The sequence below is a fragment of the Janthinobacterium violaceinigrum genome, assembly GCF_009208555.1.
Lineage (GTDB): Bacteria > Pseudomonadota > Gammaproteobacteria > Burkholderiales > Burkholderiaceae_D > Janthinobacterium > Janthinobacterium violaceinigrum.
Map to the genome: position 1 here is coordinate 72,238 of NZ_WFLI01000005.1, position 24,349 is coordinate 96,586.

A 24,349-nucleotide genomic window follows, 5' to 3' on the forward strand; every position below is an offset into this window, starting at 1 on the left:
TATTTGTAAATTATATTCGATTTGTTCGATGTTTATATTCAGACTATGATGGCTGCTCAATTCATGCAAGGAGAGTGTCATGGACTACAGAATACAAACAGAGCAGTGCGGAGGCCGCCGATGAACGGCCTGGAAAGTATTGCAACGGCACCCATGTGGGCCGGCTTCATCGTGTTCGTCCTGTTCATGCTGGCGCTGGACTTGTTCGTCTTCGGCGGCAACAAGGCGCACAAGGTGGGCGTCAAGGAAGCGGCGACGTGGTCGCTCGTGTGGGTCAGCCTGGCCCTGCTGTTCAACGGCGGCCTGTGGTGGTATCTGAACGGCACGGCTGGACCCGAGATCGCCAACCAGAAGGCGCTGGAATTTTTCTCCGGCTACCTGATCGAGAAAGCGCTGTCCGTCGATAACGTGTTCGTCTTCCTGCTGATCTTCAGCGCGTTCCAGGTGCCGATCCAGTACCAGCGCCGCGTCCTGATTTACGGCGTGCTGGGCGCCATCGTCATGCGTGCCGTGATGATCATGGCCGGCGCCTGGGTGGTGAGCGAGTTCAGCTGGGTGCTGTACCTGTTTGGCGCTTTCCTGTTGATTACCGGCATGCGCATGCTGGTGGCGGCCGATGCGGAGCCGGACGTGGCGAACAACCCCGTGCTGCGCTTTGCCCGCCGCCACTTGCGGGTGGCCGATGGCGACCACGGCGAGCGTTTCTTCGTGGCAAAGAATGGCTTGCGCTATGTGACGCCCCTGTTCCTCGTGCTGATCCTGATCGAGGTGACGGACCTGGTATTTGCGGTGGACTCGATCCCGGCGATTTTCGCCATCACGACGGACCCGTTCATCGTCTTCACGTCGAACCTGTTCGCCATCATGGGCTTGCGTGCCCTGTACTTCCTGCTGGTGGACGTGGCGGACCGCTTCCACATGCTCAAGTATGGCCTGGCGATGGTGCTGGTGTTTATCGGCGCAAAGATGCTGATCATGCCGTGGTACCACGTGCCCGTCGAAGCGTCCCTGCTGGTGGTGGCGGTATTGATCGTGTCGAGCTGCGTGGCCAGCGTGTTCATCACCCGCAGCGACAAGAAGTAAAACGGCAGTACGGCGCGCCTTGAACTCACAATGAAAGAGAAATTATGCGTACGTATGAAATGAACAGTCCCCAGGCAGCGGGACGTATCCTGGCCCTGATGATGGTGGTTGACGGCAACCTGGCCAGCGCCGAGCTGCAAGCCATGCACCGCAGCAAGATCCTCGAGCATATCGACCTGGAGCCGGCCGCCTTCCAGCAATTGCTGCAAGACTTGTGCGACGACATGCTGACGTCCACCGTGCATGGCGCCATCCAGCTGGGCAATGGCGTGATCGACAGCCTGCTCGATGAAATCACGGACCCGGACTTGCGCCGCAAGCTGCTGCAAGCCATGTGGAAGATCGCCGATGCGGACGACTGGCTGGCCGATGGCGAAGCCGTCTTGCTGGCCCGCGCCAGCGCGGCATGGTCAGCGGAAACGAATTTCCGCGCGCATGCCGCCTGATGCACATCAGGCTGTTTTATGGCCCATGGCAATGACGGCAGCGCCCGCCAGGGCCAGGCCCACGCCCGCAACATCGGTCCAGGCGGGCGTGATGCCGTCCACCAGCCACAGCCATCCCAGGGCCGTGGCGATATAGATGGCGCCATACGTGGCGTACACCCGGCCGCTGGCGGCCGGATGCAGGGTCAGCAGCCACACGAAGATCAGCAGGCTGATGGCGGCCGGCAACAGCAGCCAGGCGCTGCCCTTGTTGCTCAGCCACAGCATGGGCAGGTAGCAGCCCAGCAGTTCAGCCACGGCCGTGACGGTAAACAGCCCGAAAGTGCGGGCAAGGCTGGTCCATTCGATGGCGTCGTTCATGCTATTCCTGTTGTGCGGTCAGCCGCCATTGTAGACGGACGTGCCTCAATTGAGCTGCAGGGCGACATACAGCAGCAGGCGGTCATCCGTGTCGTCCAGGTCCAGCCCCGTCAGTTCGGCGATCTTTTGCAGCCGGTAATCGAGCGTGTTGCGGTGGATGTGCAGGGCCCTGGCCGTGGCCATCGGGTGGCTGTGGTGGCGGAACCAGGCGGCCAGGGTACGCATCAGGGTGCCTGACTTGCGGTCGTGCGCCTGCAGGCGGGCCAGGGTCTGGCGCAATTGCTCCGCCTGCCAACCGGCTTGCAGGCCGGACAGCAGCACGGGCAGGCTCAGTTCCAGGTAGGAAAAAGTGGCTTGCGCGCCATCGCGGGCGCGCCCCACGCGCGCCGTCTGCTTCGCCGATTCATATGACGCCGTCGCGCCATCGAGGCCCGGCAAGGCCACGCCCATGGACAGGGTGGCGGGCGGCGTGAGCGCCTGCTGCGCCACCTGGTGCAGTTCGAGCAGGCGCTGCCTTGCCTGCGCCGCGCGCGCCTGCTGCGGGCCGCTGGCGGGAAAAGCGTCGAGCAGCACCAGTTCGCCCGGGGAGACGACGGCCGTCAGCAGGGCAGGCCATCGCGCCGACAGGTCGGACTGCACCTGCTGCAACTGCGTCAGCACCTGGTCCAGCCGTTCGCCCGGGCCTTCTCCCGCATCGGGAATTTCCAGCACGAACATGGCGCGCGGCACGCGCAAGTCCAGCGCCAGGCGCGCCGCCCACGCCTGCATGCTGGCATCCGAAATGCCCGTGCGGTACACGAGCTGGAACACGAATTCCTCGCGGTAGCGCTTTTCGTGCTGCAATTCGCTGACCAGCCGTGCCTGCTCCAGCATCATTTCCGCCATGGCACGCACCAGTTCGCCGAACTGGCGCACGTCGTCCGGCTCGCCCGTCAGGCCCAGCACGCCGCAAATCTCGCCGCGCACGGCCAGGGGCAGGTTGATGCCGGCCCGCGTGCCCGGCAGCCTGGCCATGTCGGCCGTGCCGATTTCCACGCTGGCGCGCCGGGCCAGCGCCAGTTGCGCGCCCGGATGCAGGTCGCCCACGCGCTGCGGGTCGCCGCTGGCCAGGATCACGCCGCGCGCATCGATGACGTTGACGCTGAAGGGAATGATGTGCATGGTGCGTTGGACGATGTCCTGCGCCAGGGGAAAATCGATGCTTTGCATGATGTCTGCCTCTGCTCTTGTGCATTTGCATGAAATCATCGTATTCGGCACTCGTGTTTCTTCGTGCATCCGCACGATGACTGTTTCTGTGGGCGATTGTACGATGGGCTGCTCGTATTCCATAAAAAAATAGTCAGGAGACACCCATGACCACCCATCCAGGCGCCAGCCTGTCCGCCGGCGCGTCCGCGCAGGACCGCGTGCGCGAAGGCGCCTACCGCAAGGTCACCTTGCATCTGATCCCCTTCATCTTCATCTGCTACCTGTTCAATTATCTGGACCGGGTGAATGTCGGCTTTGCCAAGCTGCAAATGCTCGATGCGCTGCAATGGAGCGAGAGCGTGTACGGCCTGGGCGCCGGCATTTTCTTCATCGGCTATGTGGCCAGCGGCGTGCCCAGCAATCTGCTGCTGCACCGCCTGGGCGCGCGCAAGGTCATCGGCACCCTGATGATCGCCTGGGGCGTCGCCTCGGCCTGCCTGATGTTCGTCACCACGCCGGCCGCGTTCTACTCGCTGCGCTTCATCACGGGCGTGTTCGAGGCGGGTTTCTTCCCCGGCATCGTGCTGTACTTTACGAACTGGTATCCCGCGTCGCGCCGGGGCCGTATCATGGGCCTGTTCATGTCGGCCATTCCCATTTCCGGCTTGCTGGGCAGCCCCCTGTCGGGCTGGATGATGCAATCGTTCGCTGGCCACGGCGGCCTGGCCGGCTGGCAATGGATGTTCCTGTTGCAAGGCATCCCCACCGTGCTGCTGGGCTTTCTCGTGTATGTGCTGCTGAACGACGGCATTGCCCAGGCGAAGTGGCTGAATGCGGAAGAAAAGCAGCTGCTGCGCGCCGACCTCGACGAGGACGAACGCCAGCGCCGCAACAGCGCGAATACGGCCGACACCTTCGCCAGCGTGCTGCGCAACAAGCACGTGTGGATGCTGGGCCTCGTGTATTTCTGCATCCAGATGGGTGTGTATGCGATCAATTTCTGGCTGCCCACCATCGTCAAGTCGCTGGGTTTCGCCAGCCCCGTGGCCGTGGGCTGGATCAGTGCCATTCCCTACCTGTGCGCCAGCATCTTCATGATCTGGGTGGGCCGTTCGGCCGACAAGCACAAGGAACGCCGCTGGCATTTGAGCGGCCCCCTGCTGATGGCGCTGTGCGGCTTGCTGCTGGCCACCCAGGCGCATGGCAACGTGGTCGTCGCCCTCATCGGACTGTCGCTGGCGACCATGGGCGCGCTGTCCGGCCTGCCCATGTTCTGGCCTCTGCCGACGGCGTTTCTCGGCAGCGCGGCGGCGGCCGGCGGCCTGGCGCTGATCAATTCGCTGGGCCAGGTGGCGGGCTTCGTCAGCCCCTTCCTCGTCGGCTGGATCAAGGATGCGACGGGCGGCACCGATGTGGCCCTGTATATTCTTTCCGCAGTCATGCTGCTGGGCGCCATACTGGTGCTGCGCGTGCCCGCGCGCATCGTGAACCGTTGAACGAAGCTGCCATCGAACCGGAGGAATTGACCATGACGCCCCCCCCAGCGCCGCGCGCCTTGCTGCAAGCCATGTTCCACGCCGCCGTCGCCGCGGCGCAACCGTCGCACTGCGTGCCGCCCCATCTGCCGCCCGCGCCCAAGGGGCGCTTGATCGTCATCGGTGCCGGCAAGGCGTCGGCCGCCATGGCGCACGCCGTGGAACAGCACTGGCCGGGGCCGCTCTCCGGGCTGGTGGTGACGCGCTACGGTTACGCCGTGCCGTGCGAGCGCATCGAGATCGTGGAAGCGTCGCACCCCGTGCCGGATGCGGCCGGCATGCTGGCGGCGCGGCGCATGCTCGATCTGGTGGGTAACTTGCAGGCCGACGATACGGTGCTGTGTTTGATTTCGGGCGGCGGCTCATCGCTGCTGGCCTTGCCCCTGGATGGCATCAGCCTGGAAGACAAGCAAGCGTTGAACCGCGCGCTGCTGGCGTCGGGCGCCACCATCGGTGAAATGAATTGCGTGCGCCGCCATTTGTCCGCCATCAAGGGCGGCAGGCTGGCGGCCGCCTGCCATCCGGCGCAAGTCGTCACTTTGGCGATTTCCGACGTGCCCGGCGACAAGCTGGGCGATATCGCGTCCGGCCCCACGGTGGGCGACGCGACGACGTGCGACGACGCGCTGGCCATCGTGCGCCGCTACGGCATGGACTTGCCGGACAGCATACGCAAAACGCTGGAAAGCGGACGCGGCGAATCCGTGAAACCCGATGATCCCCGGCTGGCGCGCACGCGCACGACCCTGATCGCCACGCCGCAGCTGGCACTGGAAGCGGCAGCTGGCGTGGCGCGCGCGGCCGGCGTCACGCCGTATATATTGGGCGACAGCCTGGAAGGCGAGGCGCGCGACGTGGGCAAGGTGATGGCCGGCATCGCGCTGCAAACTGCCTTGCGGGGCCAGCCGTTTCCCGCCCCGTGCGTGCTGCTGTCGGGCGGCGAAACGACGGTCACCGTGCGCGGCAACGGCCGTGGCGGGCGCAACGTGGAATTCCTGCTGGCGCTGGGCATCGCGCTGGACGGTCAACGGGGCATCCACGCGCTGGCGGGCGACACGGATGGCGTCGACGGCCAGGAAGACATTGCCGGCGCGCTTCTGGCGCCCGATACCTTGCAACGCGCCTGGGCCCTGGGCATCAAGCCCCGCGACAGCCTGGACAACAACGATGGCCACGGCTTTTTCCAGGCGCTGGGAGACAGCGTGATCACGGGCCCGACATTGACGAACGTCAACGATTTCCGGGCCATCCTGATTACCACTTCAGAAAACGTCAGATAAAACCGTCGCGAGCGGAAGGAAGTTGTGGCCGAGAAGCGCAACCGTACGAAGTACGGGGCCGCAGAGGCGGTGAGCATCGCAGGCCGCAAATTCCGACGCGCAGCAGGTTTTAGCGGCGTTTAGAAATTTTCCAGCACAATCTTGCCCTTGGCGGTATTGCTTTCCAGCAGGGCATGCGCGCGCTTCAAATTCGCCGCGTTGATCGTGCCGAAGCGCTCGGCCAGGGTGGTCTTGATCACGCCCCCGTCCACCAGCTGGGCCAGTTCCTCCAGCAATGCATGCTGTTTGACCATGTCGTCCGTCTGGAACAGCGAACGGGTAAACATCAGTTCCCAGTGCAACGACACGCTCTTGCCTTTGAATTTGCGCACGTCGATGTGTTCAGGGTCGTCGATCAGGGCGAACTTGCCTTGCGGCGCGATCAATTCCACGATCTGGTCGAAATGCTTGTCGGTCTGGTTCAGGCTGATCACGTAATCGACGGGCGGCAAGCCCAGGCGCGTGATTTCGGCGGCCAGGGGCTGGCTATGGTCGATCACGTAGTGGGCGCCCAGTTCCTTGACCCAGTCGGCCGTTTCCGCGCGCGAGGCCGTGCCGATGATGGTGACGCCCGTTAATTGCCGCGCCAGCTGCACCAGCACGGAACCGACGCCGCCGGCCGCGCCGATCACGAGCAGCGATTTGTCCGTCAGATTCTTGTCGCGGCTGATCTGCAGGCGGTCGAACAGCAGTTCCCAGGCCGTGATGCTGGTGAGAGGCAGGGCGGCGGCGGGCGCAAAGTCCAGGCTGGCCGGCATGTGGCCCACGATGCGCTCGTCGACCAATTGAAATTCGCTGTTGCTGCCGGGCCGGTTGATGGCGCCCGCGTACCAGACCTTGTCGCCCACCTGGAACAGGGTGACGTCGGGACCCACGGCCGTGACGACGCCGGCCGCATCCCAGCCCAGCACTTCCGGCTGTCCCTCTTTCGGCGCGCGGTTCTTGCGCACCTTGGCGTCGACGGGGTTGACGGAAATGGCCTTGACGGCGACGAGCAGGTCGCGCCCCGTGGCGACGGGCGTGGGCAGCTCGATGTCGAGCAGGGCGTCCGCATCCGTGATGGGCAGGCTGTGGCGGTAGGCGATGGCTTTCATGGTAATCCTTGGTCGAGAGTGGGGAGGCGATGACGTATGATGGTGGCTTTCGCGTCCAGGAAAAAGAGGGCGCGTACCGAAACACTTTCAAAGGAATGCTGAAAATTGCTGCGACTCGATGACTTGCAGGTATTTGTCCGCACGGCCGACCGGGGCAGCCTGTCGGCGGCTGCGCGCGAGATCGGCATTTCGCCCGCGCTGGCCAGCGCCGCCGTCAAGCGCCTGGAAGGGGAATTGGGCCTGCGCCTGCTGGCCCGCACGACCCGTTCGCTGAGCCTGACGGCGGAAGGCACGCAATACCTCGAACATGCGCGTGAAGCCTTGCGCCTGCTGCGCGCGGGCCACGACGCGCTGCTGGCCGGCAAGGACAGTTTCGGCGGAACCTTGAAAATTGCCATGCCTTCCGACCTGGGACGCAACCTGATGCTGGGCTGGCTCGACGAATTCCAGACGCGCCACCCGAAGCTGCAGTACCAGCTCAGCGTCAGCGACCGGGTGGCCGACATGGTGCGCCAGCAAGTGGACATTGCCTTGCGTTACGGCCAGCAAGACGATTCGAGCATGGTCGCCATGCCCATCGCGCCTGCCAACGACCGGGTGCTGGTGGCGTCGCCCGGCTACCTGCGCGAGCATGGGCCTTTGCTGGCGCTGGAAGACTTGTCGCAGCGCAATTGCCTGCGCTTTGCGCTGGAAGACGGCATGCACGACCGCTGGACTTTTTACCGCCTGCCCCAGCGCGAGCAGGTGACGGTGCAAGTGAGCGGCAACCGCAGCGCGGACGACGCCGAGCTGGTGCGCCGCTGGGCCGTGGCGGGCCTGGGCATCGCGTATAAATCGCGGCTCGACGTTGCCGGCGACGTGGCCGCCGGCCGCTTGCAGGTGCTGCTGCCCGAGGCGGCGGGCGAGGCCACGCCCCTGCAGCTGGTCTGCATGCATCGGGCGCAGGTAACGCCGCTGGTGCTGCAACTGCGCGATTTCCTGCGCGACAAGTGCGCAGAGTTATTAAAACAACATTATTAATTACAACTCGTTGCAAATGGCAATCATGCGCAGGTCAACCTGGGCGTACCCTCAGGCATTCTGCATGAAACCGCTTGAAGGATTGCCATGACCCCTAACCGACTGTTGCCGACGACCTTGATTTCCTTGCTGTTGCTGGCCGGCTGCGCCGGCACGGGCGGCAGCGGCGGCCCGCTGCCGCCCTCCGCCAGCCCCCGCGCCGGCGCGCCGGACAATGCCGCGCAGGGCATCGCCATGCTCGAGCGCGTCAGCTGGGGCGTGAATGCGGGCAGCGTGCGCCAGGTGCAGGCGCAAGGGTGGAATGCTTACCTGCAGGCGCAGCTGCATCCAGGCAAAGCCAGCCTGCCGCCCGCCATCCAGGCGCAGATCGATGCCATGACCATCAGCCAGGTGCCGCTCGACCAGCTGGTGCTGTCCATGGAGCAAAAGCGCAAGGAATCGGCCGGCGTCATGGACGACATGGCGAAGCAGCAGGCGCAAAAGGATTACCAGCAAGAACTCAACCGCCTGGCGCGCGAGGCGGCCACCCGCTCCGTGCTGCTAGACGTGTATTCGCCTAACCAGCTGCAGCAGCAGCTGAGCTGGTTTTGGCTCAACCATTTCAGCGTGCACCAGGGCAAGCACAACTTGCGCGCCATGGTGGGCGATTACGAGGCGAACGCCATCGCGCCGCATGCGCTGGGGAAATTCCGCGACTTGCTGGGCGCCACCGTCCACCATCCGGCCATGCTGCGCTACCTGGACAATGAAGCCAATGCCGTCAAGCGCATCAATGAAAACTATGCGCGCGAACTGATGGAGCTGCACACCCTGGGCGTCAACGGCGGCTACAGCCAGGCCGACGTGCAGGAGCTGGCGCGCATCCTGACCGGGGTGGGCGTGAACCTGGGACCGGATGCGCCGAAAGTCAGGCCGGCGCTGCAGGCGCAGTATGTGCGCCGGGGCTTGTTCGAATTCAATCCGAACCGCCACGATTACGGTGATAAACAATTCCTGGGACACACCGTGAAGGGCAGGGGGCTGGCCGAACTCGACGAAGCGCTGGACCGCCTCAGCCGCAGTCCCGCCACCGCGCATTTCATCAGTAGCAAGCTGGCCCAGTATTTCGTGGGCGACAATCCGCCCGAGCCGCTGGTGGCGCGCATGGCGGCCACTTTCCAGAGCAGCGACGGCATGATCGCCGACGTGCTGCAGACCATGTTCGGCAGCCCCGAGTTCAAGCAATCGCTGGGCAAGAAATTCAAGGACCCCATGCATTACGTGGTGTCGGCCGTGCGCCTCAGCTATGACGACAAGCCCATCCTGAACGCGGGCCCCATGCTGAACTGGCTTTCGCGCATGGGCCAGCCCCTGTACGGGCGCCAGACGCCCGATGGCTATCCGCTGGCGGATGCCTCCTGGGCCAGTCCCGGGCAAATGACGACGCGCTTCGATATCGCCCGCACCATCGGCTCGGGCAGCGCGGGCCTGTTCAAGACGGATGGCCCGCAGCCGCAGGAAAAGGTGGCGTTTCCCCAGCTGGCCAGCGCCCTGTACTACCAGTCGCTGCAGGCAAGCCTGAGCCCGGCCACGCGCCAGGCCCTGGAGCAGGCCGCCACGCCGCAGGAGTGGAACACATTTCTTCTTTCCTCGCCGGAAATGATGCACCGTTAGATTAAAGGAGTTGCCATGAACCGTCGTGACCTGTTGAAAGCCCTGGCCGCCGCGCCCCTGCTGTCGCATGCAGGCAGCTTGCTGGCCGCGCCCGCCACGAATGCCCGGCTGCTGTTCGTCTTTTTGCGCGGCGGCTATGACGCGAACAATCTGCTGGTGCCGGTCGGTAGCGATTTTTACTATGCATCGCGACCGAATATCGCCATTGCGAAGCCGGGCGCGGACAATGGCGCGCTGGCCCTGAATGCGGACTGGGGTCTGCATCCGGCCCTGCGCGAAACCATCTATCCCATGTTCACAGGCGGCGAAGCGGCCTTCATACCGTTTGCAGGCACGACGGATTTGACGCGCAGCCATTTCGAGACGCAGGACAGCATCGAGCTGGGACAGGAGATCGGCGGACGCCGCGATTTCCGCTCGGGCTTCCTGAACCGGCTGGCGCAAAGCTTGAACAGCAATCAGGGCAATCACGCCATTTCCTTCACGGACCAGCTGCCCCTGATCTTCCAGGGCGGCGTGCAGGTGCCGAACATGGGGCTGCGCTCCGTGGGCAAGTCGGGCATTGATGCGCGTCAAAGCCAAGTCATCGCATCCATGTACCGGGGCACGCCCTTGCAGCAACCGGTCAGCGCGGGCTTTGCCGTGCGCGATGATGTGAACAAGGAATTGACGGGAGAGATGCAGGCGGCCAACCGCAACGCCATCAGTACCAAGGGTTTTGAACTGGAAGCGCAGCGCATCGCCCGCCTGATGAAAGACAAATACAACATCGGCTTCGTAGACGTGGGCGGCTGGGATACGCATGTGGGGCAGGGCGGCGCCAACGGCTACCTGGCGGGGCGCTTCGATGAGCTGGGACGGGGCCTGGCGGCGTTTTCCCAGGAAATGGGCAGCGAGTGGCGCAATACCGTGGTGGTGGTGGTCAGCGAATTTGGCCGCACCTTCCGCGAAAACGGCAACCGCGGCACGGACCACGGCCACGGCAGCGTATTCTGGGTGCTGGGCGGCGGCATCAAGGGGAAACAGGTGGCGGGCGAGCAAGTGGCGATTTCGCAGGCAACCCTGTTCCAGAACCGCGACATGCCGGTGCTCAACGAGTACCGCGCCGTGCTGGGCGGCTTGCTGCGCCGCACGTTCGGTTTGACGCCGGCGCAACTCGAGCACGTGTTTGCCGGTGTCAAGCCGGTGGAGCTGGGCCTCGTGTAAGCGCCTGCTCCAGCGGCTGCCTGCGGCAGGGCGGGCGCGGGATCGCCATGCTGCCGTGTTACGCTACGCCTGCGCAACTGGCGCGTAGCTAAGCGCCGTCACCGGTCACGGTGCGGGGCACGAATGGAGTGGTATGAGCGATACCCAGCGCGACATCGTCAGCGCAGGCTTTTCCCTGGCCCTGATCGCCGTGACGGCCTTCGTCATGCAGCGTTTCTTTTTGCCGCTCGTGTGGGCGGGCATCCTGTGCGTGGCCACCTGGCCCCTGTATGTGCGCGTGCGCGCGGCGCTGGGCCAGCGCACCATCGTGGCCGCTGCCCTGCTGACCCTGGCGTTTGCCTGCATCTTCATCATCCCCGTGCTGTTCGGCGTGGCGCAGGCGGCGCGCGAAGTGCCCGTGCTGGCCAATTTCGTCGTCCATGCGAATACGGACGGCTTGCCTGCGCCGGACTGGGTGGCGAACATTCCGCTGGCCGGCAGCGCCATCGGCGACTGGTGGCAAGCCACCCTGAGCCAGCCCCATGGCCTCAGCCACTTCTTTGCGGGCAGCGCCGTGGGCGGCTTTCATTCCGCGCGCGACATGCTGAAAATCCTCGGCGCGGACGTGTTCCATCGCCTGGTCGACTTCGGCCTGGCCTTTCTGTGCCTGTTTTTCTTTTACAAGGATGGCGAAGCGCTGACGCGCCAGATCACGGCCGTCGGCAGCCATTTCCTGCGGCCCGAACGCTGGGGCCGCTATGCGCAAAAAATCCCCACGGCCATCCGCGCCACGGTCAACGGTCTGGTGCTGGTGGGCCTGGCCGAAGGCGTGCTGATCGGTATTGCCTATGCCATCGCCGGCTTGCCGTCGCCGGCCCTGTGGGCGTTTGCCACGGGCATCCTGGCCATCATCCCGTTCGGCGCGCCGCTCGCCTACCTGTGTGCGGCCGCCTTGCTGGTCTTCCAGGGCAACGTGGGCGCCGCCATCGGCGTGGCCGCGTGGGGCACCGTGGTGCTGTTCGTGGCCGATCACTTCGTGCGTCCCGGCATGATCGGCAACGCCACCCGCTTGCCTTTCCTGGCCGTGCTGTTCGGTATTCTGGGCGGCGTGGAAACCCTGGGCCTCGTGGGCCTGTTCATCGGCCCCGTCGTGATGGTGCTGTTCGTTACCCTGTGGTACGAAGCGAATGTGTTTGACACGGTGCCGCTTGCCAACGCGGGTGCCAACGTTGATATCACGCCGGTGGCGACAACACCTGCCAGCCCGGCCGCGCCGGAACGCACACAGTAATGAGGGGTCGGCCAGCGTGCTGCTGGCCGGTACTGGTGCGCTCCCGGCGTGGCCGGGCGGGGTTTTCAAGCAAGGTCGCCGAAAACCCCGGAATACGCCGAGAAAAATCGTAGCGAGCGGCAAGGAGTGGTGGCCAGGAAGCGCAGCTGTACTTTGGTACAGCGAGCATCGCAGGCCGCAAATCGCGCCACGCAGTCGATTTTAAGGCGTATTTAATGCGCTTTAGATAAGATCAACAACCAACGGCGCATCAGCAGCACTTCAACATAGCCCGGCTCGATGCCCGTACCGCACTCGATCAAGGGATTGACGGTGTAGTAGCGCTTGCGGAAGTCGCGGCAGACGAGGATTTCGCGCTTGCCCATGCGGACGAGGAAAGAGCTTGGGGCGTATTCCAGGCCGAACCGTGAGCCAAAACCGCTATTCAATGTTGCCATGACAATTCCTTTGAGGGAGATGTGTTGAACGAGTCATCAGAATAGCATAACTACTGTATGAAAACACAGCTACTGTATGAATAAACAGTATTTTTTTACTGGTGTGGTTTTTTTGATCAGCACCAAAAACAGGAAAGCGAGAGCAGTTTGCAAGAGAAGAATGACATGGGCATGACCACGGGCTGGACCACGAAACTGCGCCGCTTCGTCGAGGCGCGCCTGTCGCCCGAAGGGGAGCTGGGCCTGCATATGACGGTGGGCGTGGCCCTGATGCTGGTCGCCATCGTGGTCTTCCACGAGATCGCCGAAGCCGTCATGGGCATGGCCCAGATCACGGTGATCGACCTGCAGGTGGCGCAATGGTTCAACCAGCATGCCGTGCCGTGGATCACCAGTTGCCTGCTGGTCGTCACGCACCTGCATGGCGTGATCGGCGCCATCACCCTGGCCACCTTGCTGGGCTGGTATCTGCACCGCAAGGGCGCCACCTACTGGCTGTTTACCCTGGTCATCACCATGCCGGGCGTCATGTTTTTGAACCTGCTGCTAAAGTACATTTTTGTCCGCGCGCGGCCCAGCTTTGACGCCCCCATTTTGCAGACGGCCTTGAGCACGTACAGCTTTCCCAGCGGTCATACGGCCACGTCGACTGCCCTGTACGGCTTGCTGGGCGCCTACCTGATTTGCCAGACGGCGCCGGGCGCCTGGGGCAAGCGCATCGCCATCGCGCTGGCGGCCTTTCTGATGGCGGCGCTGGTGGGTTTCAGCCGCATTTACCTGGGCGCGCACTACCTGAGCGACGTGCTGGCGGCCATGGCGGAAAGCTATGGCTGGCTGGCCATCTGCATCGCCGGCGTGTCGACCCTGCGCCGCCGCCGGCATATCCGGCAAACCACATAAGGGGACGATCCTGAGCAAGATTGCAGTCATCATCAACGCGAGCGCCGGTTGCGGCTATGCGTCCGACTGGGCGCAGCAGCTGGAAGCGCAGTTCCTGGCCGTGGGCCTGGATGCCGCCATCACCTTGGCCCAAAGCGGGGCCGAGATGATCGCCACGGCCGAACAGGCCTTGCGCGATGGCGCACCCATCGTCGTGGCCGGTGGCGGAGACGGCACCATCAATGCCGTCGCGTCCGTCGTCACGGGCAGCGGCACGCCGTTTGGTGTCTTGCCGTTGGGCACCTTGAACCATTTCGCCAAGGATTTGAATATTCCATTGACGCTCGAGGCGGCCATTGCCAACGTGGCGCAGGGCGTGCCGCACCAGGTCGATGTGGGCGAAGTGAATGGCCGCATCTTTCTGAACAATTCCAGCCTGGGCCTGTATCCCGATATCGTGCGCGACCGCGAAAAGCAGCAGCGCCGGCTGGGACGGGGCAAGTGGCTGGCCTTCAGCTGGGCCCTGGTGGCCGCCTTGCGCCGCTATCCCTTCCTCAGCGTGCAATTGAAACTCAACGACGCCGTGCATGCGCGCCGCACGCCGTTTGTGTTCATCGGCAATAATGAATACCTGATGGAAGGCTTGAATATCGGCGAGCGCGAGCGGCTCGATGGCGGCCAGCTGAGCCTGTACGTGGCGCAGCGTCCGGGCCGCCTGGGCTTGCTCAAGCTGGCCTTGCACGCGCTGTTCGGCAAATTGTCGCAAGCCAAGGATTTCGATGTGCTGACGGCCACGGACCTGGAAATCGCCACGAAACACCGCCGCCTGCGTGTGGCCACCGATGGCGAAGTGACCATCATGAATACGCCGCTGCACTACCGCATCCGTCCCGCCGCGCTGGCCGTGCTGGTGCCCGCTCCCGCCGCGGCGCCAGGCGGGGAGTAGGCCATGCGTACCCTCGTGCATTTGTCCGATTTGCATTTTGGCCGCGTCGACGCAGCCCTGCTGGCGCCCTTGCGCGCGCTGGTCGAACGGCTGGAACCGGACGTGGTGGTGGTGTCGGGCGACCTCACGCAGCGGGCCCGCAGCGCGGAATTCCAGCAGGCGCGGGCCTTTCTCGACAGCTTGCCGGGGCCGCAGATCGTGGTGCCGGGCAACCATGACGTGCCTCTGTACAACGTTTTTTCCCGCTTCCTGACGCCGCTGGTGAAGTACCGGCGCCATGTTACGGACGATTTGTCGCCCGAATATGTGGACGAAGAAATCGCCGTGCTGGGCATTAATACGGCCCGTTCATTGACGTTCAAGGATGGCCGTATCAGCCATGAACAGATCGATTTCCTGCGTGAACGCCTGGGCCGTTTGCCGCCCGGTTTGACGCGCATCATCGTCACGCACCATCCATTTGACTTGCCCGAGCATTTCGACAAGGATGATCTGGTCGACCGCGCGCCGCTGGCCCTGCAAATGTTTTCCGAATGCGGCGTCGACCTGCTGCTGGCGGGCCATTTGCATGCGAGCGTGGCGGGCAACACGGCCGAACGCTACAAGATCGACGGCTACGCTGCCCTGATGGTGCAGGCGGGCACGGCCACGTCCACGCGGGGCAGGGGCGAGTCAAACTCCTTCAACGTCATCCGCATCGAAGCCAGCTGCATCCGCGTCGAGCGCTACAGCTGGAACGACGACAGCGCCGGCTTTGACAAGGTCAGCACGGAAGCGTTCCAGCGCCAGGGCGGCGTGTGGGCCAGCTTGCGGCCGCTGTAAGCCCGATTGGCGGGACATGGTCCCGTGTCATCCGACGCTATTGTTGGCGGTGGCGTTATCGGTGACGCGCAAATGACGCCTCGCTCCCCCCCGCCTGTGCCGGCCCGCGCCTGTCGACGCCCATCCTTGCACGCCGCGCCTGCCATAATTATTCTATGGCAACTTTATGTTTTTGGTCATGCTTATCTGCTAAGATTGGCAGTTTTTACTCTGCAGCGACGCGGCGGCGGTCTTGCCCGTGGTGCCCACTTTTCTCCAAGGATACAATGTCAGCCAGATTGTTTGCCCATGCCGCTTGCCTGTGCAGTTTCTTCGGCGCCTCGCCACTGTTGGCTGCCACCGCAGCGGACCTGCCGCCCCCTCGGGGCTGCGATGTGATTGCCGCCGGCGCGCCCGCCCGGGCGGCCACCACCGTGCAGACGATCGTGTTTCCACCGCCCCAGCTCGACATGCGCACGCCGCTGGAACCCACCGTATTGGCCGGCACGGGACGCAATTATCTGCTCTACGAATTACACCTGCATAACTTTTCCGACGAGGCCATGACCTTGCGCGGCCTGGAAGTCCTCGCGGGCAGCGAACGGCAAGCCTTGCTGGCGCTGACAGCCGCGCAACTGCGGCAGCGCGTGCGCGTGGCCGGCGCCAGCAGCGAGGAGGGAGCGGCGCAACTGGCGGGCGGGCAGGGCGCCGTGGTCTATCTGTGTCTGGCGTTTGACGCCAGCGCCGCCGTGCCGGCCACCTTGCGCCATCGCTTGCTACTTGACGGGGCGCTGGCCGACGGTCCTCCCATCGGCACGCGCCATACGCTGCTGGCCGTGCTGGGACGTCCGCTGCAAGGCACGGGCTGGACGGCCGACAACGGCCCCAGCATCGATTCTCATCACCGCATGGGCGTGTTCGTGGCCGGCGGCATGGCACAGCTCGCCCGGCGCTATGCGCTCGACTGGAAGAAATATCGCGATGGCAGCATGTTCGCAGGCGATGCGCGCGACGTGCGCAGCTATCACGCGTATGGCGAAAATGTGCTGGCGGTGGCCGATGGCGAGATCGTCCAGGCGCGCGATGGCATGCCGGACAATATTCCCCGTACGCCGGCCGGCTTCACGCCAGCCGTGCCCATCTCGATGGAGAATGTTGCCGGCAATGTGGTCACGATTGCGTTGGGTAATGGACAGTTCGCGCAATATGCGCACCTGCAGCCGGGCAGCGTGCAGGTGAAGACGGGACAGCGCGTGCGGCGCGGCCAGTTGCTTGGGAGGGTGGGCAATTCCGGCGATGCGCGGGTGCCGCATTTGCATTTTCAGGTGGCCAGCAATCCCGACATCCTGGCCAGCGAAGGCTTGCCTTTCCTGTTCGATCAGTACCGTCTGAAAGTGGCCGAGAACGCCTGGGAGGCGCGTGCGCGTGAATATCCGATCGGCGATGGCGTCATCGATTTCGGCACGCCCTAGTCGCCGTTCAAGCGGGCGCGGCCGCTACAGCCAGTAATGCATGAAGCGCGCCGCCCACTCCTTCATGCGGTCGCCCCAGGGCCGCGATTCCCACTTGGCCTTGGTGATTTCCTCCGAGTCGCGCAAGTCTTCCTGGAAGGCGTTTTCCATTTCGCGGCCGAAGCTGTCGCCCAGCACCACAACGTTCAGCTCGCTGTTATGCAGGAAGCTGCGCATGTCGATGTTGGTCGAACCCACGGTCGACCAGGCGCCGTCGATGACGGCCGTCTTGGCGTGCAGCACGGCCAGTTTCAAGTGGAAGATGCGGATGCCGCCCGCCAGCAACTGGTCGTACAGCGCGTGGCCCGCATGGAACACGAGGCCGCTGTCGGACACGCCGGGCAGCACCACGGTGACGTCCACGCCCCGTTTCGCGGCCGCGATCAGCGCGTCGACCGTCTGCTGGTCGGGCACGAAGTAGGCGGACGTGATGTGGATGGATTTTTTCGCTTCCTGGATGGCCAGGATATACGCCTTGTAGATTTCAAAGCCGCCGTCCGGTTCGCTGGCCACCACGCGCACCAGCTTGTCGCCCACTTCCGACAGGGTAGGGAAATAATTGGCGTCCGGTAAATCGGCCTGGTCTTGCTGGGCCCAGGTGCGGATGAACAGCCACTGGAAGGCGGCCACGGCCGGGCCTTCCACTTTCACGTGCGTGTCGCGCCAGCCCACGTCCTTCTTGTCGGTGGGCTTCGATTTCGAGCGGAACAGCGAGCTTTTCGCATAGGTATCGCTGATGTTGATGCCGCCCGTAAACGCCGTCTTGCCGTCGACGATCAGCACCTTGCGGTGGTCGCGGTTGTTGATCTTCCAGTCGTCGCCCTTGAGCTTGGCAGGATTGACGGGGTTGAAGGCCACCAGGTGCACGCCGGCCGCGCGCATGCGGTCGAAGAACGCCTGCGGCACGCCCAGGGTGCCCACGCTGTCGTAGATGACGTTGACCGTCACGCCCGCCTGCTGCTTTTCGATGAGCATGTCGGCAAACTTCAGGCCCAGCGGGTCCTGGTCGAAGATATACGTTTCCAGGTTGATGCTGGTCTTGGCCTCGCTGATGGCCTGGAACATGGCTTCCATCGTTTGCGGGCCGTCAAACAGCAGGGTCACCTTGTTGCCCTTGATTAAAGGCACGCCCGTGGCCGCCTCTTCCAGCGCGGCCTGGGCTTTCAAGTCCATGCCGGACCTGGCCCAGCGCTTGTTGAGCAGGGCGGCGCGGCTGTTGACGTTCAGCACGGCGCCCTTGCCCGTGATGACCTTGGGCTTGGCCACCGGTTCCAGCGTGGTGTTGAGATTCTTGACGTTGGGCAGCGAGGCGCATGCAGCCAGAGTCCAGCACAGCAGTAGGGCGGTGAGGCAGGGTTGCATGCGCCTGGCGGTCATTTTTGAGCCTTGGTCGTGGGGGACAGGTTTGCCGAATCATCGGCCAGTGCCAGTGGCGGCGGGTTTTTCGAGCCGAAGAAGAAGACGATGGGCGACTTCAGGAAACGCTTGCCCAGAATCTTCAGCAATTGCATGCCGTGCTTGAAGCGCACCTGGCGCGAACGCAGCGCCACCCACAGGGCCAGGCCGAAGCTGACCAGCAGGTTGGCCGTGCCGATGGCGAAGATGCCCGACAGCGACTTGACGGCCAGCTGCCAGCTCATGTTGTGGTCGAGTCCCACCAGGGCCGTGGCGAAGTTGGCGGCCGAGAAGGTGATGTGGCGGATATCGATCGGCAAGCCGATCAGGAAACCCAGGGTGCCGATGGAGCCCAGCAGGATACCGAAATAGAAGTTACCCATCAGGCCGCCCAAGTTGTTTTCCAGGTACAGGCCCAGCCGTTGCAAGCGTTCCTGGCCGATGACACGGCCCAGGCCGCGCAATTGCGCGATGCGCTGCGCCCAGCGCGTGTACAGCGCCTGGTTGTCGTAGTAGCCGGAAATCAGGCCCGCCACGAACAGGCAGACGCCGGCGATCATGGCGTAGAAGATGGCGGGACTGCCGATGGGGTCGATATCGTGCAGCAGATGCATGGCTTTTTCCGGCGTCACCAGGTTGTGTCCCGTAATCGCCTTGTAGCCGAGCGCGATCAGCCACGCCGTGGGGATGGCCGTGGCCAGGTTGCCCAGCACGGCCATGTTTTGCGTGCGGAACACCTTGTTGATCAGTTCCGCCATGCTGTCGAGGTCGATATTCCGTCCATCCTTGCTGTGCAGGCCCGCGGCGATGCGCGACGCCGTCATGGCCGGCTGCTTGGTGGCCACCGTGAAGTGCAGCAAGTGGATGAACATGAAGCCGATCGAGTAATTCATGCTGAACATGAACGCTTCGACCAGCGGCGCCGAGCGCAGATACGACATCAATATCTTGAACAGGGCCATGAAGCCGATGATGATGCCGGCGCCCGCGGAGGACAGGAACATGGCGCCCATTTCGCGGCGGTTTTCCGCGATGTAGTGCTCGCCCGTGCGGCTGGCGTTTTCCGTCACATTGCGTGCCAGCAAGTTGATATTGTCGGAAAACAGGTCGCTGACCTTGTATTTGTTGTTGTGCGCCTGGATCAGTTCCAGCGCCAGGCCCACGGCGCCCGCGCGACGGCGGCTGACGGGCTGCGCGTCGAGCAGGTCGGCCGTGGCGTCGACGGTGATGGCGGCGATGTCCACGTTGGCGGAGGCGGGCAATTCGCCGCTCGTGTCGACGAGGAACAGCAGCTTGCGCAGGCGCTCGATGCTTTGCGCCAGCGCCACCAATAAATAGGTGAGGGGAATGCTGGTGCCCTGGTACAGCGCCTTCTTGCGGATCTTGGCGATGACGGCGTCGCACTGGTCCAGCATCACCAGCAGGTGGCGCGCATCCTCGATGTGCTCGATGTTGCCGTGCAATAGATTCGTGTAGGCATCGAGGTAGGCGTTCACTTCCGTGTTCTGCACCATGAACGGCGACTGGAACACTTCGATTTCGCTATGGAAACGTGTCAATTCCGGTTCCAGGCCCATGGCGCAGACGCGGTAGGACAGGGTGCGGATGGCGTCGAGCATACCCGGCAGCATGATATTGCCGTCGCCGACGGCCAGTTCGATCTCGTCGCTGGTCAGTACGTCGAACAGTTCCAGCCAGTCCGTGGCGGGTACGTTGCTGATCCACAAATAATCGGTCTTCAGGTACAGCACCTGGTCGAGCGCGTCGTTCAGGTATTCGTCGCCGAGGGCGGGCGGCAGCATGCGGTAGGCGATGCGGCGTTTCAATTCCGTGAAAAAGCCGCTGTTCGACAGCACGCCGATATCCGTGTACAGGCTGGCGTGGCGGCGCGCGGCCAGCACGCGCAGCACGTATTCGTGCAGGGCGCGCGCTTGCGCGGGATTACCTTTGAGAAGCTGGCGCAGGGTGCGCACGTTGGCGATCGCGGTAGCGCTGTCGTGGGGGCGCTTGGGACGCAGTGAGTTGAACAATTCCACCAGCAAGTCGATATTGCTGGAGTTGGGGTCAATGCGTTCGAGGATAGCTAGCATGCAGAAAAAACGGGCGAGCCGCTGTCGGTAAAACCAGTAGTGTACCGCCTGCGCGAAACTGCGCAACGTTCGCCAGCGAACATTGCTTTACGGCAGGGCCTGCATTTAACGCCATTTTGCCGCAAATTGCCACAATCATGGTCAAACTTGCGTGTTGTCAGTGCGCGACGCAGTTCCCGGGGCTAAGCTGAAGTTTCTGTTGTACAACGCACGGATGGCTGGACAAAAAGCGAGGATAAGGTAACACTAAGATCAGACACACAGCGCATGTCCTGATCAATACCGGGAAGTTTCAATTCACGTTACCGAGATATTTATCATGAAGACCTCGTATTTTGCGCTTGCTGTGATAGGGATGGGGCCTTGGGTGCTCTTTGCACCGGCCCAGGCCGCCGATGGCGCGGGCGGTGCCGCATCCAGTAATGTTGCCGTGTATGGCGTGCTCGACGCGGGCATCGTGGCCGAACGGGGCTGTGCCGCCAATTGCGCCAGCACCAAGGTGTCGGGCGGCGTCGCCTCCGGCTCGCGCCTGGGGGTGCAGGGCCGCGAAGCGCTGGGCAACGACGTGTCCGCCGTGTTCACCTTGGAAGCGGGCATCGAGAACGACACGGGCCAGTCGGAAGACGGCCGCCTGTTCGGCCGCCAGGCCTACGTGGGCCTCGACAGCCGCCTGGGTGCGCTGACCCTGGGGCGCCAGTACAACCCCCACTACCTGGCCCTGACCGACGTGGCCGACCCGTTCAAGGGCGGCATGGCCGGCAGCGCCAGCAACCTGGCCGGCTACAGCGTGAAACGCTACGACAATACCGTCAAATACGTGACGCCCGCCTTGCGCGGCGTGTCCGCCAGCGCCATCTACAGCTTCGGCGAGTCGCCGTACAGCAGCGCCAACAACCGCGCGTATGGCGCCACGCTCGGCTATTCGGCCGGCGCCGTGAATGTCAGCATTTCGCACCAGCGCAAGAATAGCCTGATCCTCGCTTCCGGCACCTTGCCCGCCATCGACATGTCGGCCCGCAACACCCTGATCGCGGCGAACATCGACCTGAAAGTGGCCACCGCCTTTGCCGCCGTGGGCGTGAACAAGGGCTATGGCAGTTCGCCGTGGGACCCCAGCAACGCCTACAGCGCGCTGGCCCTGTCGATGTCGTCCTCGGACAGCCGCGACACCTTGCTGGGCGTGTCCGTGCCCGTGGGCGGCTTCAAGCTGCTGGCGTCCTGGGTGCGCAAGGATGACCGCGACCTGGCCAACCGCGACGCCAGCCAGGTGGCCGTCGGCCTCACGTACACGCTGTCAAAACGCAGCGATTTCTACGCGTCCTATGCGAAGATCCACAACAAGAACGGCGCCCGCTACACGGTGGGCAATGCCAGCGACGCGGGCCGCGGCGATGCGGCATTCAACCTGGGCTTCCGTCACGGCTTCTGAACGTTCCGCGCCTGGGCCGGGCAGCTGGCGCCCAGCCATTTGCCGTTGCTCGTCACATTCACCTGTTCCGGCGCGCCCCGCGCACTGGTCGTCACCGCCAGCTGCATGTTGAAGGCCTGGTCGCCGCTGAACAGCACCTTGCCTTCGCCGCTCGATTTCGGGTTCGCGCATGTAAACGACACCTGCATGCCGCCCGCGATGTCCGTGTTCTTCGATTTGCAGTCGCCGGGCTGGCCCGTGGGAATCTGCTTGCGCGCGGCCATGTCCGGCGTCACGCAGGCCGTCACGCGCACGGCGCCGTCGGCCGCCACGGTGGGCATGGCCATGCCGCGGCTGGCCGCCATGGCTTCCAGCTGCTTGCGTTGATCGGGAGGAAGGTTGCCCAGCTGTTGCAGCACCATGGACATGGCATTGTCCGTGGCCGCGTCCGGCGACGCCATCTTGCTGTCGACTTGCCACAGGCCCGGCTTGATGGCGGGGGACTGCGTGGCGGTCTGGGCGCTGGCTTGGGCGCCGAAGGCGGCGCAGGCCAGCAGGGTCAGGCTTGACAGGGAAAATTTCATCGGGGGTCTCCGTATTGGCAGACCCCAGCATACGGCATGGCAAGCGGGACACGCTTGCCATTGTGTTACAAACTGTGATCGGGTTCGATGCGGCGCACGTCCACGCAGGCGATGCGGCGCTCGTCCGCCTCGACGATTTCATAGCGCAAGTCATCGAGTTCCAGCACTTCGCCCACGGCCGGCATGTTCTCGAAATGCGCCAGCAGGAAGCCGGCCAGCGAGTTGTACTCGCCGTCTTCGCTGACCAGGGTTTCCGTCTCGAACACTTGCTCCAGATAATGCAGGTCCGTGGCGCCGTCGATGCGCCAATGGCCGGGGCCCAGCACTTCCACGTCCGGCTGCTCGTCTTCGTCGGGGAATTCGCCGGCGATGGCTTCAAGGATGTCGATGGGCGTGAGCACGCCCTGCACGGTGCCGAACTCGTCGACCACCAGCACCAGCTGGCCGCGCGAGCGCTTCAGGGTTTCCATGGCTTTCAGCACGCCGGCCGCTTCCGGCACGACGACGGCTTCGCGCATGCTGGCCGGGTCGATCTTGCCGTGCGATACCAGATCCTCGATCAAGTCCTTGCTGCGCGCGATGCCCACCACATTGTCCAGGTCATCGTTGCAGACAGGAATCATGCTGTGCGGCGTTTCGCGCAGCAATTGCAGCATCTTGTCGCTGCTGTCGTTGAGGTTGACCCACGACACGTCGCCGCGCGGCGTCATCACGGAGCGGATCGAGCGTTCGGCCAGGGTCAGCACGCCGCTGACCATGTTGCGCTCTTCCACGCCAAAGGCGGAGACGTCGGGCATTTCCTTGACTTCGTGCTCTTCCACGGCTTCGCGGCCCTTGCGTCCGCCCAGCAGGCTCAGCACGGCTTGCGCCGTGCGGTCGCGCAGCGGGGCGTTCGACTGCAGCTTGAGGAAGTTGCGGCGCGCCAGCTGATTGAAGAATTCGATGACGATCGAGAAACCGATGGCCGCATACAGATAGCCTTTCGGAATGTGGAAGCCCAGGCCTTCGGCCACCAGCGACAGGCCGATCATCAGCAAAAAGCTCAGGCACAGCACGACGACGGTGGGGTGGGCGTTGACGAAGCGCGTCAGCACTTTCGACGCGAGCATCATGACGACGATGGAAATGACGACGGCCGCCATCATCACGTACAGGTTTTCCACCATGCCGACGGCCGTGATGACGGCGTCGAGCGAGAAGACGGCGTCGAGCACGACGATCTGCGCCACCACCAGGCCGAAGCCGGCGTAGACCTTGGGGCCCGTCTGGGCGTGGGTGACGCCTTCGAGGCGCTCATGCAGCTCGGTGGTGGCCTTGAACAGCAGGAACAGGCCGCCCACGAGCAGGATCAGGTCCCGCCCCGAGAACGAAAACGTCCATATGGAAAACAGTGGCGTGGTCAGGGTGACCAGCCAGGAAATCAGCGAAAGCAGGCCCAGGCGCATCACGAGGGCCAGGGTCAGGCCCAGCACGCGTGCCCGGTCGCGCTGGTGCGGCGGCAGTTTTTCCGCCAGGATGGCGATGAAAATCAGGTTGTCGATACCCAGTACGATTTCCAGTACGACCAGCGTCAGCAGGCCGACCCAGATTGTCGGGTCAAATAACCATTCCATGTGTGTAACCTTGTAAAGTCAAATCAATATAAAGCGTGCCTGGCAGCGTCTGCTCCAGGGAACCATGTTGCTATTGCGTGAAGTGGCGGCGGACGCGCGGCGGCCGGGTGGCCCGCCGCGCGTCCGCTTCGGCAAGTGCTCCCGGTCCCGCTTGCCAAATGATGGCGCAAAACGGCGCCCCCTGGCGCGAGGTCGGGTACAGCGTGATGGGATCGTTGTCGCATTCGTCGGCGCCGCAATTGTCGCCGGGCAAGCCGGCATGGGCGTCGGCATCGTGGCAATCCGCGACGAGGGCAGGCGTGGCGGCAACGCCGGCCGCGTTAGCGTGCTGGAATGGGGAAGGGCTGGCGTAGGCCATGCTGGCGAACGCCTGGGGTAACGCGATGAAAACAAAAAGGCAGAGCAGGACGAGAGCTCGTCTCATATACAGGCAGATAGTTCTGGAACCGCGGAGTATAACACGGGCACATAACAGCTTGATGACAAGGACTTGCGTAACTGATAAGTA

22 protein-coding genes are annotated in these 24,349 nt (G+C 63.8%); 13 read left to right on the forward strand and 9 right to left on the reverse strand.

Annotated features, from left to right (window positions below; all coding sequences use genetic code 11):
- The first annotated feature begins 120 nt into the window (after positions 1–120).
- Together GCN75_RS05845 and GCN75_RS05850 are read left to right on the forward strand one after the other, a co-directional pair.
- Positions 121–1,083: a TerC family protein gene (locus GCN75_RS05845; RefSeq protein ID WP_102294253.1), complete on the forward strand. Its 963-nt coding sequence runs from the start codon at positions 121–123 to the stop codon at positions 1,081–1,083.
- Between the two features lie 44 nt (positions 1,084–1,127).
- The gene (locus GCN75_RS05850; protein WP_226941145.1) at positions 1,128–1,529 is read left to right on the forward strand and encodes a tellurite resistance TerB family protein; all 402 of its coding nucleotides are present in this window, start codon (positions 1,128–1,130) and stop codon (positions 1,527–1,529) included.
- 6 nt (positions 1,530–1,535) lie between these two features.
- Here GCN75_RS05850 and GCN75_RS05855 read toward each other — a convergent pair whose 3' ends face one another.
- Positions 1,536–1,889, reverse strand: a complete 354-nt coding sequence (locus GCN75_RS05855; RefSeq protein ID WP_152256324.1) for a YnfA family protein — start codon at positions 1,887–1,889, stop codon at positions 1,536–1,538.
- Between the two features lie 45 nt (positions 1,890–1,934).
- Positions 1,935–3,098 (reverse strand): sugar diacid recognition domain-containing protein, encoded by a 1,164-nt coding sequence (locus GCN75_RS05860; protein ID WP_152281779.1) that lies wholly within the window; start codon positions 3,096–3,098, stop codon positions 1,935–1,937.
- Between the two features lie 146 nt (positions 3,099–3,244).
- On the opposite strand from GCN75_RS05860, the gene GCN75_RS05865 reads away from it, so the two are divergent.
- Complete coding sequence (locus GCN75_RS05865; RefSeq protein ID WP_152281780.1) at positions 3,245–4,576, forward strand: MFS transporter; 1,332 nt, start codon at positions 3,245–3,247, stop codon at positions 4,574–4,576.
- Between the two features lie 32 nt (positions 4,577–4,608).
- Positions 4,609–5,895, forward strand: a complete 1,287-nt coding sequence (locus GCN75_RS05870) for a glycerate kinase type-2 family protein (protein WP_152281781.1) — start codon at positions 4,609–4,611, stop codon at positions 5,893–5,895.
- Between the two features lie 119 nt (positions 5,896–6,014).
- On the opposite strand, the gene GCN75_RS05875 is transcribed toward GCN75_RS05870, so the two are convergent.
- Positions 6,015–7,028, reverse strand: a complete 1,014-nt coding sequence (locus tag GCN75_RS05875) for a zinc-binding alcohol dehydrogenase family protein (RefSeq protein WP_152281782.1) — start codon at positions 7,026–7,028, stop codon at positions 6,015–6,017.
- Positions 7,029–7,133: 105 nt separating this feature from the next.
- Here GCN75_RS05875 and GCN75_RS05880 point away from each other — a divergent pair, with 105 nt between their 5' ends.
- From GCN75_RS05880 to GCN75_RS05895, 4 genes are all read left to right on the forward strand, one after another.
- Complete coding sequence (locus GCN75_RS05880) at positions 7,134–8,048, forward strand: LysR family transcriptional regulator (protein WP_152281783.1); 915 nt, start codon at positions 7,134–7,136, stop codon at positions 8,046–8,048.
- A gap of 87 nt (positions 8,049–8,135) precedes the next feature.
- Complete coding sequence (locus GCN75_RS05885) at positions 8,136–9,701, forward strand: DUF1800 domain-containing protein (RefSeq protein WP_152281784.1); 1,566 nt, start codon at positions 8,136–8,138, stop codon at positions 9,699–9,701.
- A gap of 15 nt (positions 9,702–9,716) precedes the next feature.
- Positions 9,717–10,907, forward strand: a complete 1,191-nt coding sequence (locus GCN75_RS05890) for a DUF1501 domain-containing protein (protein ID WP_152281785.1) — start codon at positions 9,717–9,719, stop codon at positions 10,905–10,907.
- 133 nt (positions 10,908–11,040) lie between these two features.
- Positions 11,041–12,177: an AI-2E family transporter gene (locus tag GCN75_RS05895; RefSeq protein ID WP_152281786.1), complete on the forward strand. Its 1,137-nt coding sequence runs from the start codon at positions 11,041–11,043 to the stop codon at positions 12,175–12,177.
- Between the two features lie 212 nt (positions 12,178–12,389).
- On the opposite strand, the gene GCN75_RS05900 is transcribed toward GCN75_RS05895, so the two are convergent.
- Complete coding sequence (locus tag GCN75_RS05900) at positions 12,390–12,614, reverse strand: hypothetical protein (RefSeq protein ID WP_010396348.1); 225 nt, start codon at positions 12,612–12,614, stop codon at positions 12,390–12,392.
- Between the two features lie 165 nt (positions 12,615–12,779).
- On the opposite strand from GCN75_RS05900, the gene GCN75_RS05905 reads away from it, so the two are divergent.
- The 4 genes from GCN75_RS05905 to GCN75_RS05920 all read left to right on the forward strand — a co-directional run bounded on the left by GCN75_RS05905 (position 12,780) and on the right by GCN75_RS05920 (position 16,712).
- Positions 12,780–13,514 carry a phosphatase PAP2 family protein gene (locus GCN75_RS05905; RefSeq protein ID WP_152281787.1) on the forward strand — a complete coding sequence of 245 codons (735 nt, stop codon included), beginning with the start codon at positions 12,780–12,782 and terminating at the stop codon, positions 13,512–13,514.
- Positions 13,441–14,439, forward strand: coding sequence for a diacylglycerol/lipid kinase family protein (locus GCN75_RS05910; protein WP_226941146.1), 999 nt, complete (start codon positions 13,441–13,443; stop codon positions 14,437–14,439). Before GCN75_RS05905 ends, GCN75_RS05910 begins: the two co-directional genes overlap by 74 nt.
- Positions 14,440–14,442: 3 nt before the next feature.
- Complete coding sequence (locus GCN75_RS05915) at positions 14,443–15,261, forward strand: metallophosphoesterase family protein (RefSeq protein WP_152281788.1); 819 nt, start codon at positions 14,443–14,445, stop codon at positions 15,259–15,261.
- Positions 15,262–15,527: 266 nt separating this feature from the next.
- Positions 15,528–16,712 (forward strand): M23 family metallopeptidase, encoded by a 1,185-nt coding sequence (locus GCN75_RS05920; protein WP_152281789.1) that lies wholly within the window; start codon positions 15,528–15,530, stop codon positions 16,710–16,712.
- A 24-nt stretch (positions 16,713–16,736) separates the two neighbouring features.
- On the opposite strand, the gene cls is transcribed toward GCN75_RS05920, so the two are convergent.
- A complete protein-coding gene (gene cls / locus GCN75_RS05925; RefSeq protein ID WP_152281790.1) occupies positions 16,737–18,128 on the reverse strand; it encodes a cardiolipin synthase in 1,392 nt (463 codons plus the stop codon).
- Positions 18,125–20,236 carry a site-specific recombinase gene (locus GCN75_RS05930; protein WP_152281791.1) on the reverse strand — a complete coding sequence of 704 codons (2,112 nt, stop codon included), beginning with the start codon at positions 20,234–20,236 and terminating at the stop codon, positions 18,125–18,127. The genes cls and GCN75_RS05930 overlap by 4 nt, the downstream gene beginning before the upstream one ends.
- Before the next feature lie 367 nt (positions 20,237–20,603).
- On the opposite strand from GCN75_RS05930, the gene GCN75_RS05935 reads away from it, so the two are divergent.
- Positions 20,604–21,665: a porin gene (locus GCN75_RS05935; protein ID WP_319633284.1), complete on the forward strand. Its 1,062-nt coding sequence runs from the start codon at positions 20,604–20,606 to the stop codon at positions 21,663–21,665.
- Here GCN75_RS05935 and GCN75_RS05940 read toward each other — a convergent pair.
- From GCN75_RS05940 to GCN75_RS05950, 3 genes are all read right to left on the reverse strand, one after another.
- On the reverse strand, positions 21,653–22,228 hold the full coding sequence (locus GCN75_RS05940) for a DUF3617 domain-containing protein (protein ID WP_152281793.1): 576 nt from the start codon (positions 22,226–22,228) through the stop codon (positions 21,653–21,655). The genes GCN75_RS05935 and GCN75_RS05940 overlap by 13 nt on opposite strands.
- 65 nt (positions 22,229–22,293) lie before the next feature.
- Positions 22,294–23,841 (reverse strand): TerC family protein, encoded by a 1,548-nt coding sequence (locus GCN75_RS05945; protein ID WP_152281794.1) that lies wholly within the window; start codon positions 23,839–23,841, stop codon positions 22,294–22,296.
- Positions 23,842–23,911: 70 nt separating this feature from the next.
- A complete protein-coding gene (locus GCN75_RS05950; protein ID WP_152281795.1) occupies positions 23,912–24,199 on the reverse strand; it encodes a hypothetical protein in 288 nt (95 codons plus the stop codon).
- Positions 24,200–24,349: the final 150 nt, after the last annotated feature.

Excerpts from the sequence above, each read along its gene's own strand:
- GCN75_RS05910 (WP_226941146.1), top strand. The coding sequence starts at position 13,441 with ATGGCTGGCTGGCCATCTGCATCGCCGGCGTGTCGACCCTGCGCCGCC.
- GCN75_RS05950 (WP_152281795.1), bottom strand. The coding sequence starts at position 24,199 with ATGGCCTACGCCAGCCCTTCCCCATTCCAGCACGCTAACGCGGCCGGC.
- GCN75_RS05865 (WP_152281780.1), top strand. The coding sequence starts at position 3,245 with ATGACCACCCATCCAGGCGCCAGCCTGTCCGCCGGCGCGTCCGCGCAG.
- GCN75_RS05885 (WP_152281784.1), top strand. The coding sequence starts at position 8,136 with ATGACCCCTAACCGACTGTTGCCGACGACCTTGATTTCCTTGCTGTTG.
- cls (WP_152281790.1), bottom strand. The coding sequence starts at position 18,128 with ATGACCGCCAGGCGCATGCAACCCTGCCTCACCGCCCTACTGCTGTGC.
- GCN75_RS05890 (WP_152281785.1), top strand. The coding sequence starts at position 9,717 with ATGAACCGTCGTGACCTGTTGAAAGCCCTGGCCGCCGCGCCCCTGCTG.
- GCN75_RS05875 (WP_152281782.1), bottom strand. The coding sequence starts at position 7,028 with ATGAAAGCCATCGCCTACCGCCACAGCCTGCCCATCACGGATGCGGAC.
- GCN75_RS05940 (WP_152281793.1), bottom strand. The coding sequence starts at position 22,228 with ATGAAATTTTCCCTGTCAAGCCTGACCCTGCTGGCCTGCGCCGCCTTC.
- GCN75_RS05855 (WP_152256324.1), bottom strand. The coding sequence starts at position 1,889 with ATGAACGACGCCATCGAATGGACCAGCCTTGCCCGCACTTTCGGGCTG.
- GCN75_RS05845 (WP_102294253.1), top strand. The coding sequence starts at position 121 with ATGAACGGCCTGGAAAGTATTGCAACGGCACCCATGTGGGCCGGCTTC.
- GCN75_RS05920 (WP_152281789.1), top strand. The coding sequence starts at position 15,528 with ATGTCAGCCAGATTGTTTGCCCATGCCGCTTGCCTGTGCAGTTTCTTC.
- GCN75_RS05945 (WP_152281794.1), bottom strand. The coding sequence starts at position 23,841 with ATGGAATGGTTATTTGACCCGACAATCTGGGTCGGCCTGCTGACGCTG.
- GCN75_RS05930 (WP_152281791.1), bottom strand. The coding sequence starts at position 20,236 with ATGCTAGCTATCCTCGAACGCATTGACCCCAACTCCAGCAATATCGAC.
- GCN75_RS05850 (WP_226941145.1), top strand. The coding sequence starts at position 1,128 with ATGCGTACGTATGAAATGAACAGTCCCCAGGCAGCGGGACGTATCCTG.
- GCN75_RS05860 (WP_152281779.1), bottom strand. The coding sequence starts at position 3,098 with ATGCAAAGCATCGATTTTCCCCTGGCGCAGGACATCGTCCAACGCACC.
- GCN75_RS05900 (WP_010396348.1), bottom strand. The coding sequence starts at position 12,614 with ATGGCAACATTGAATAGCGGTTTTGGCTCACGGTTCGGCCTGGAATAC.
- GCN75_RS05870 (WP_152281781.1), top strand. The coding sequence starts at position 4,609 with ATGACGCCCCCCCCAGCGCCGCGCGCCTTGCTGCAAGCCATGTTCCAC.
- GCN75_RS05915 (WP_152281788.1), top strand. The coding sequence starts at position 14,443 with ATGCGTACCCTCGTGCATTTGTCCGATTTGCATTTTGGCCGCGTCGAC.
- GCN75_RS05895 (WP_152281786.1), top strand. The coding sequence starts at position 11,041 with ATGAGCGATACCCAGCGCGACATCGTCAGCGCAGGCTTTTCCCTGGCC.
- GCN75_RS05905 (WP_152281787.1), top strand. The coding sequence starts at position 12,780 with ATGGGCATGACCACGGGCTGGACCACGAAACTGCGCCGCTTCGTCGAG.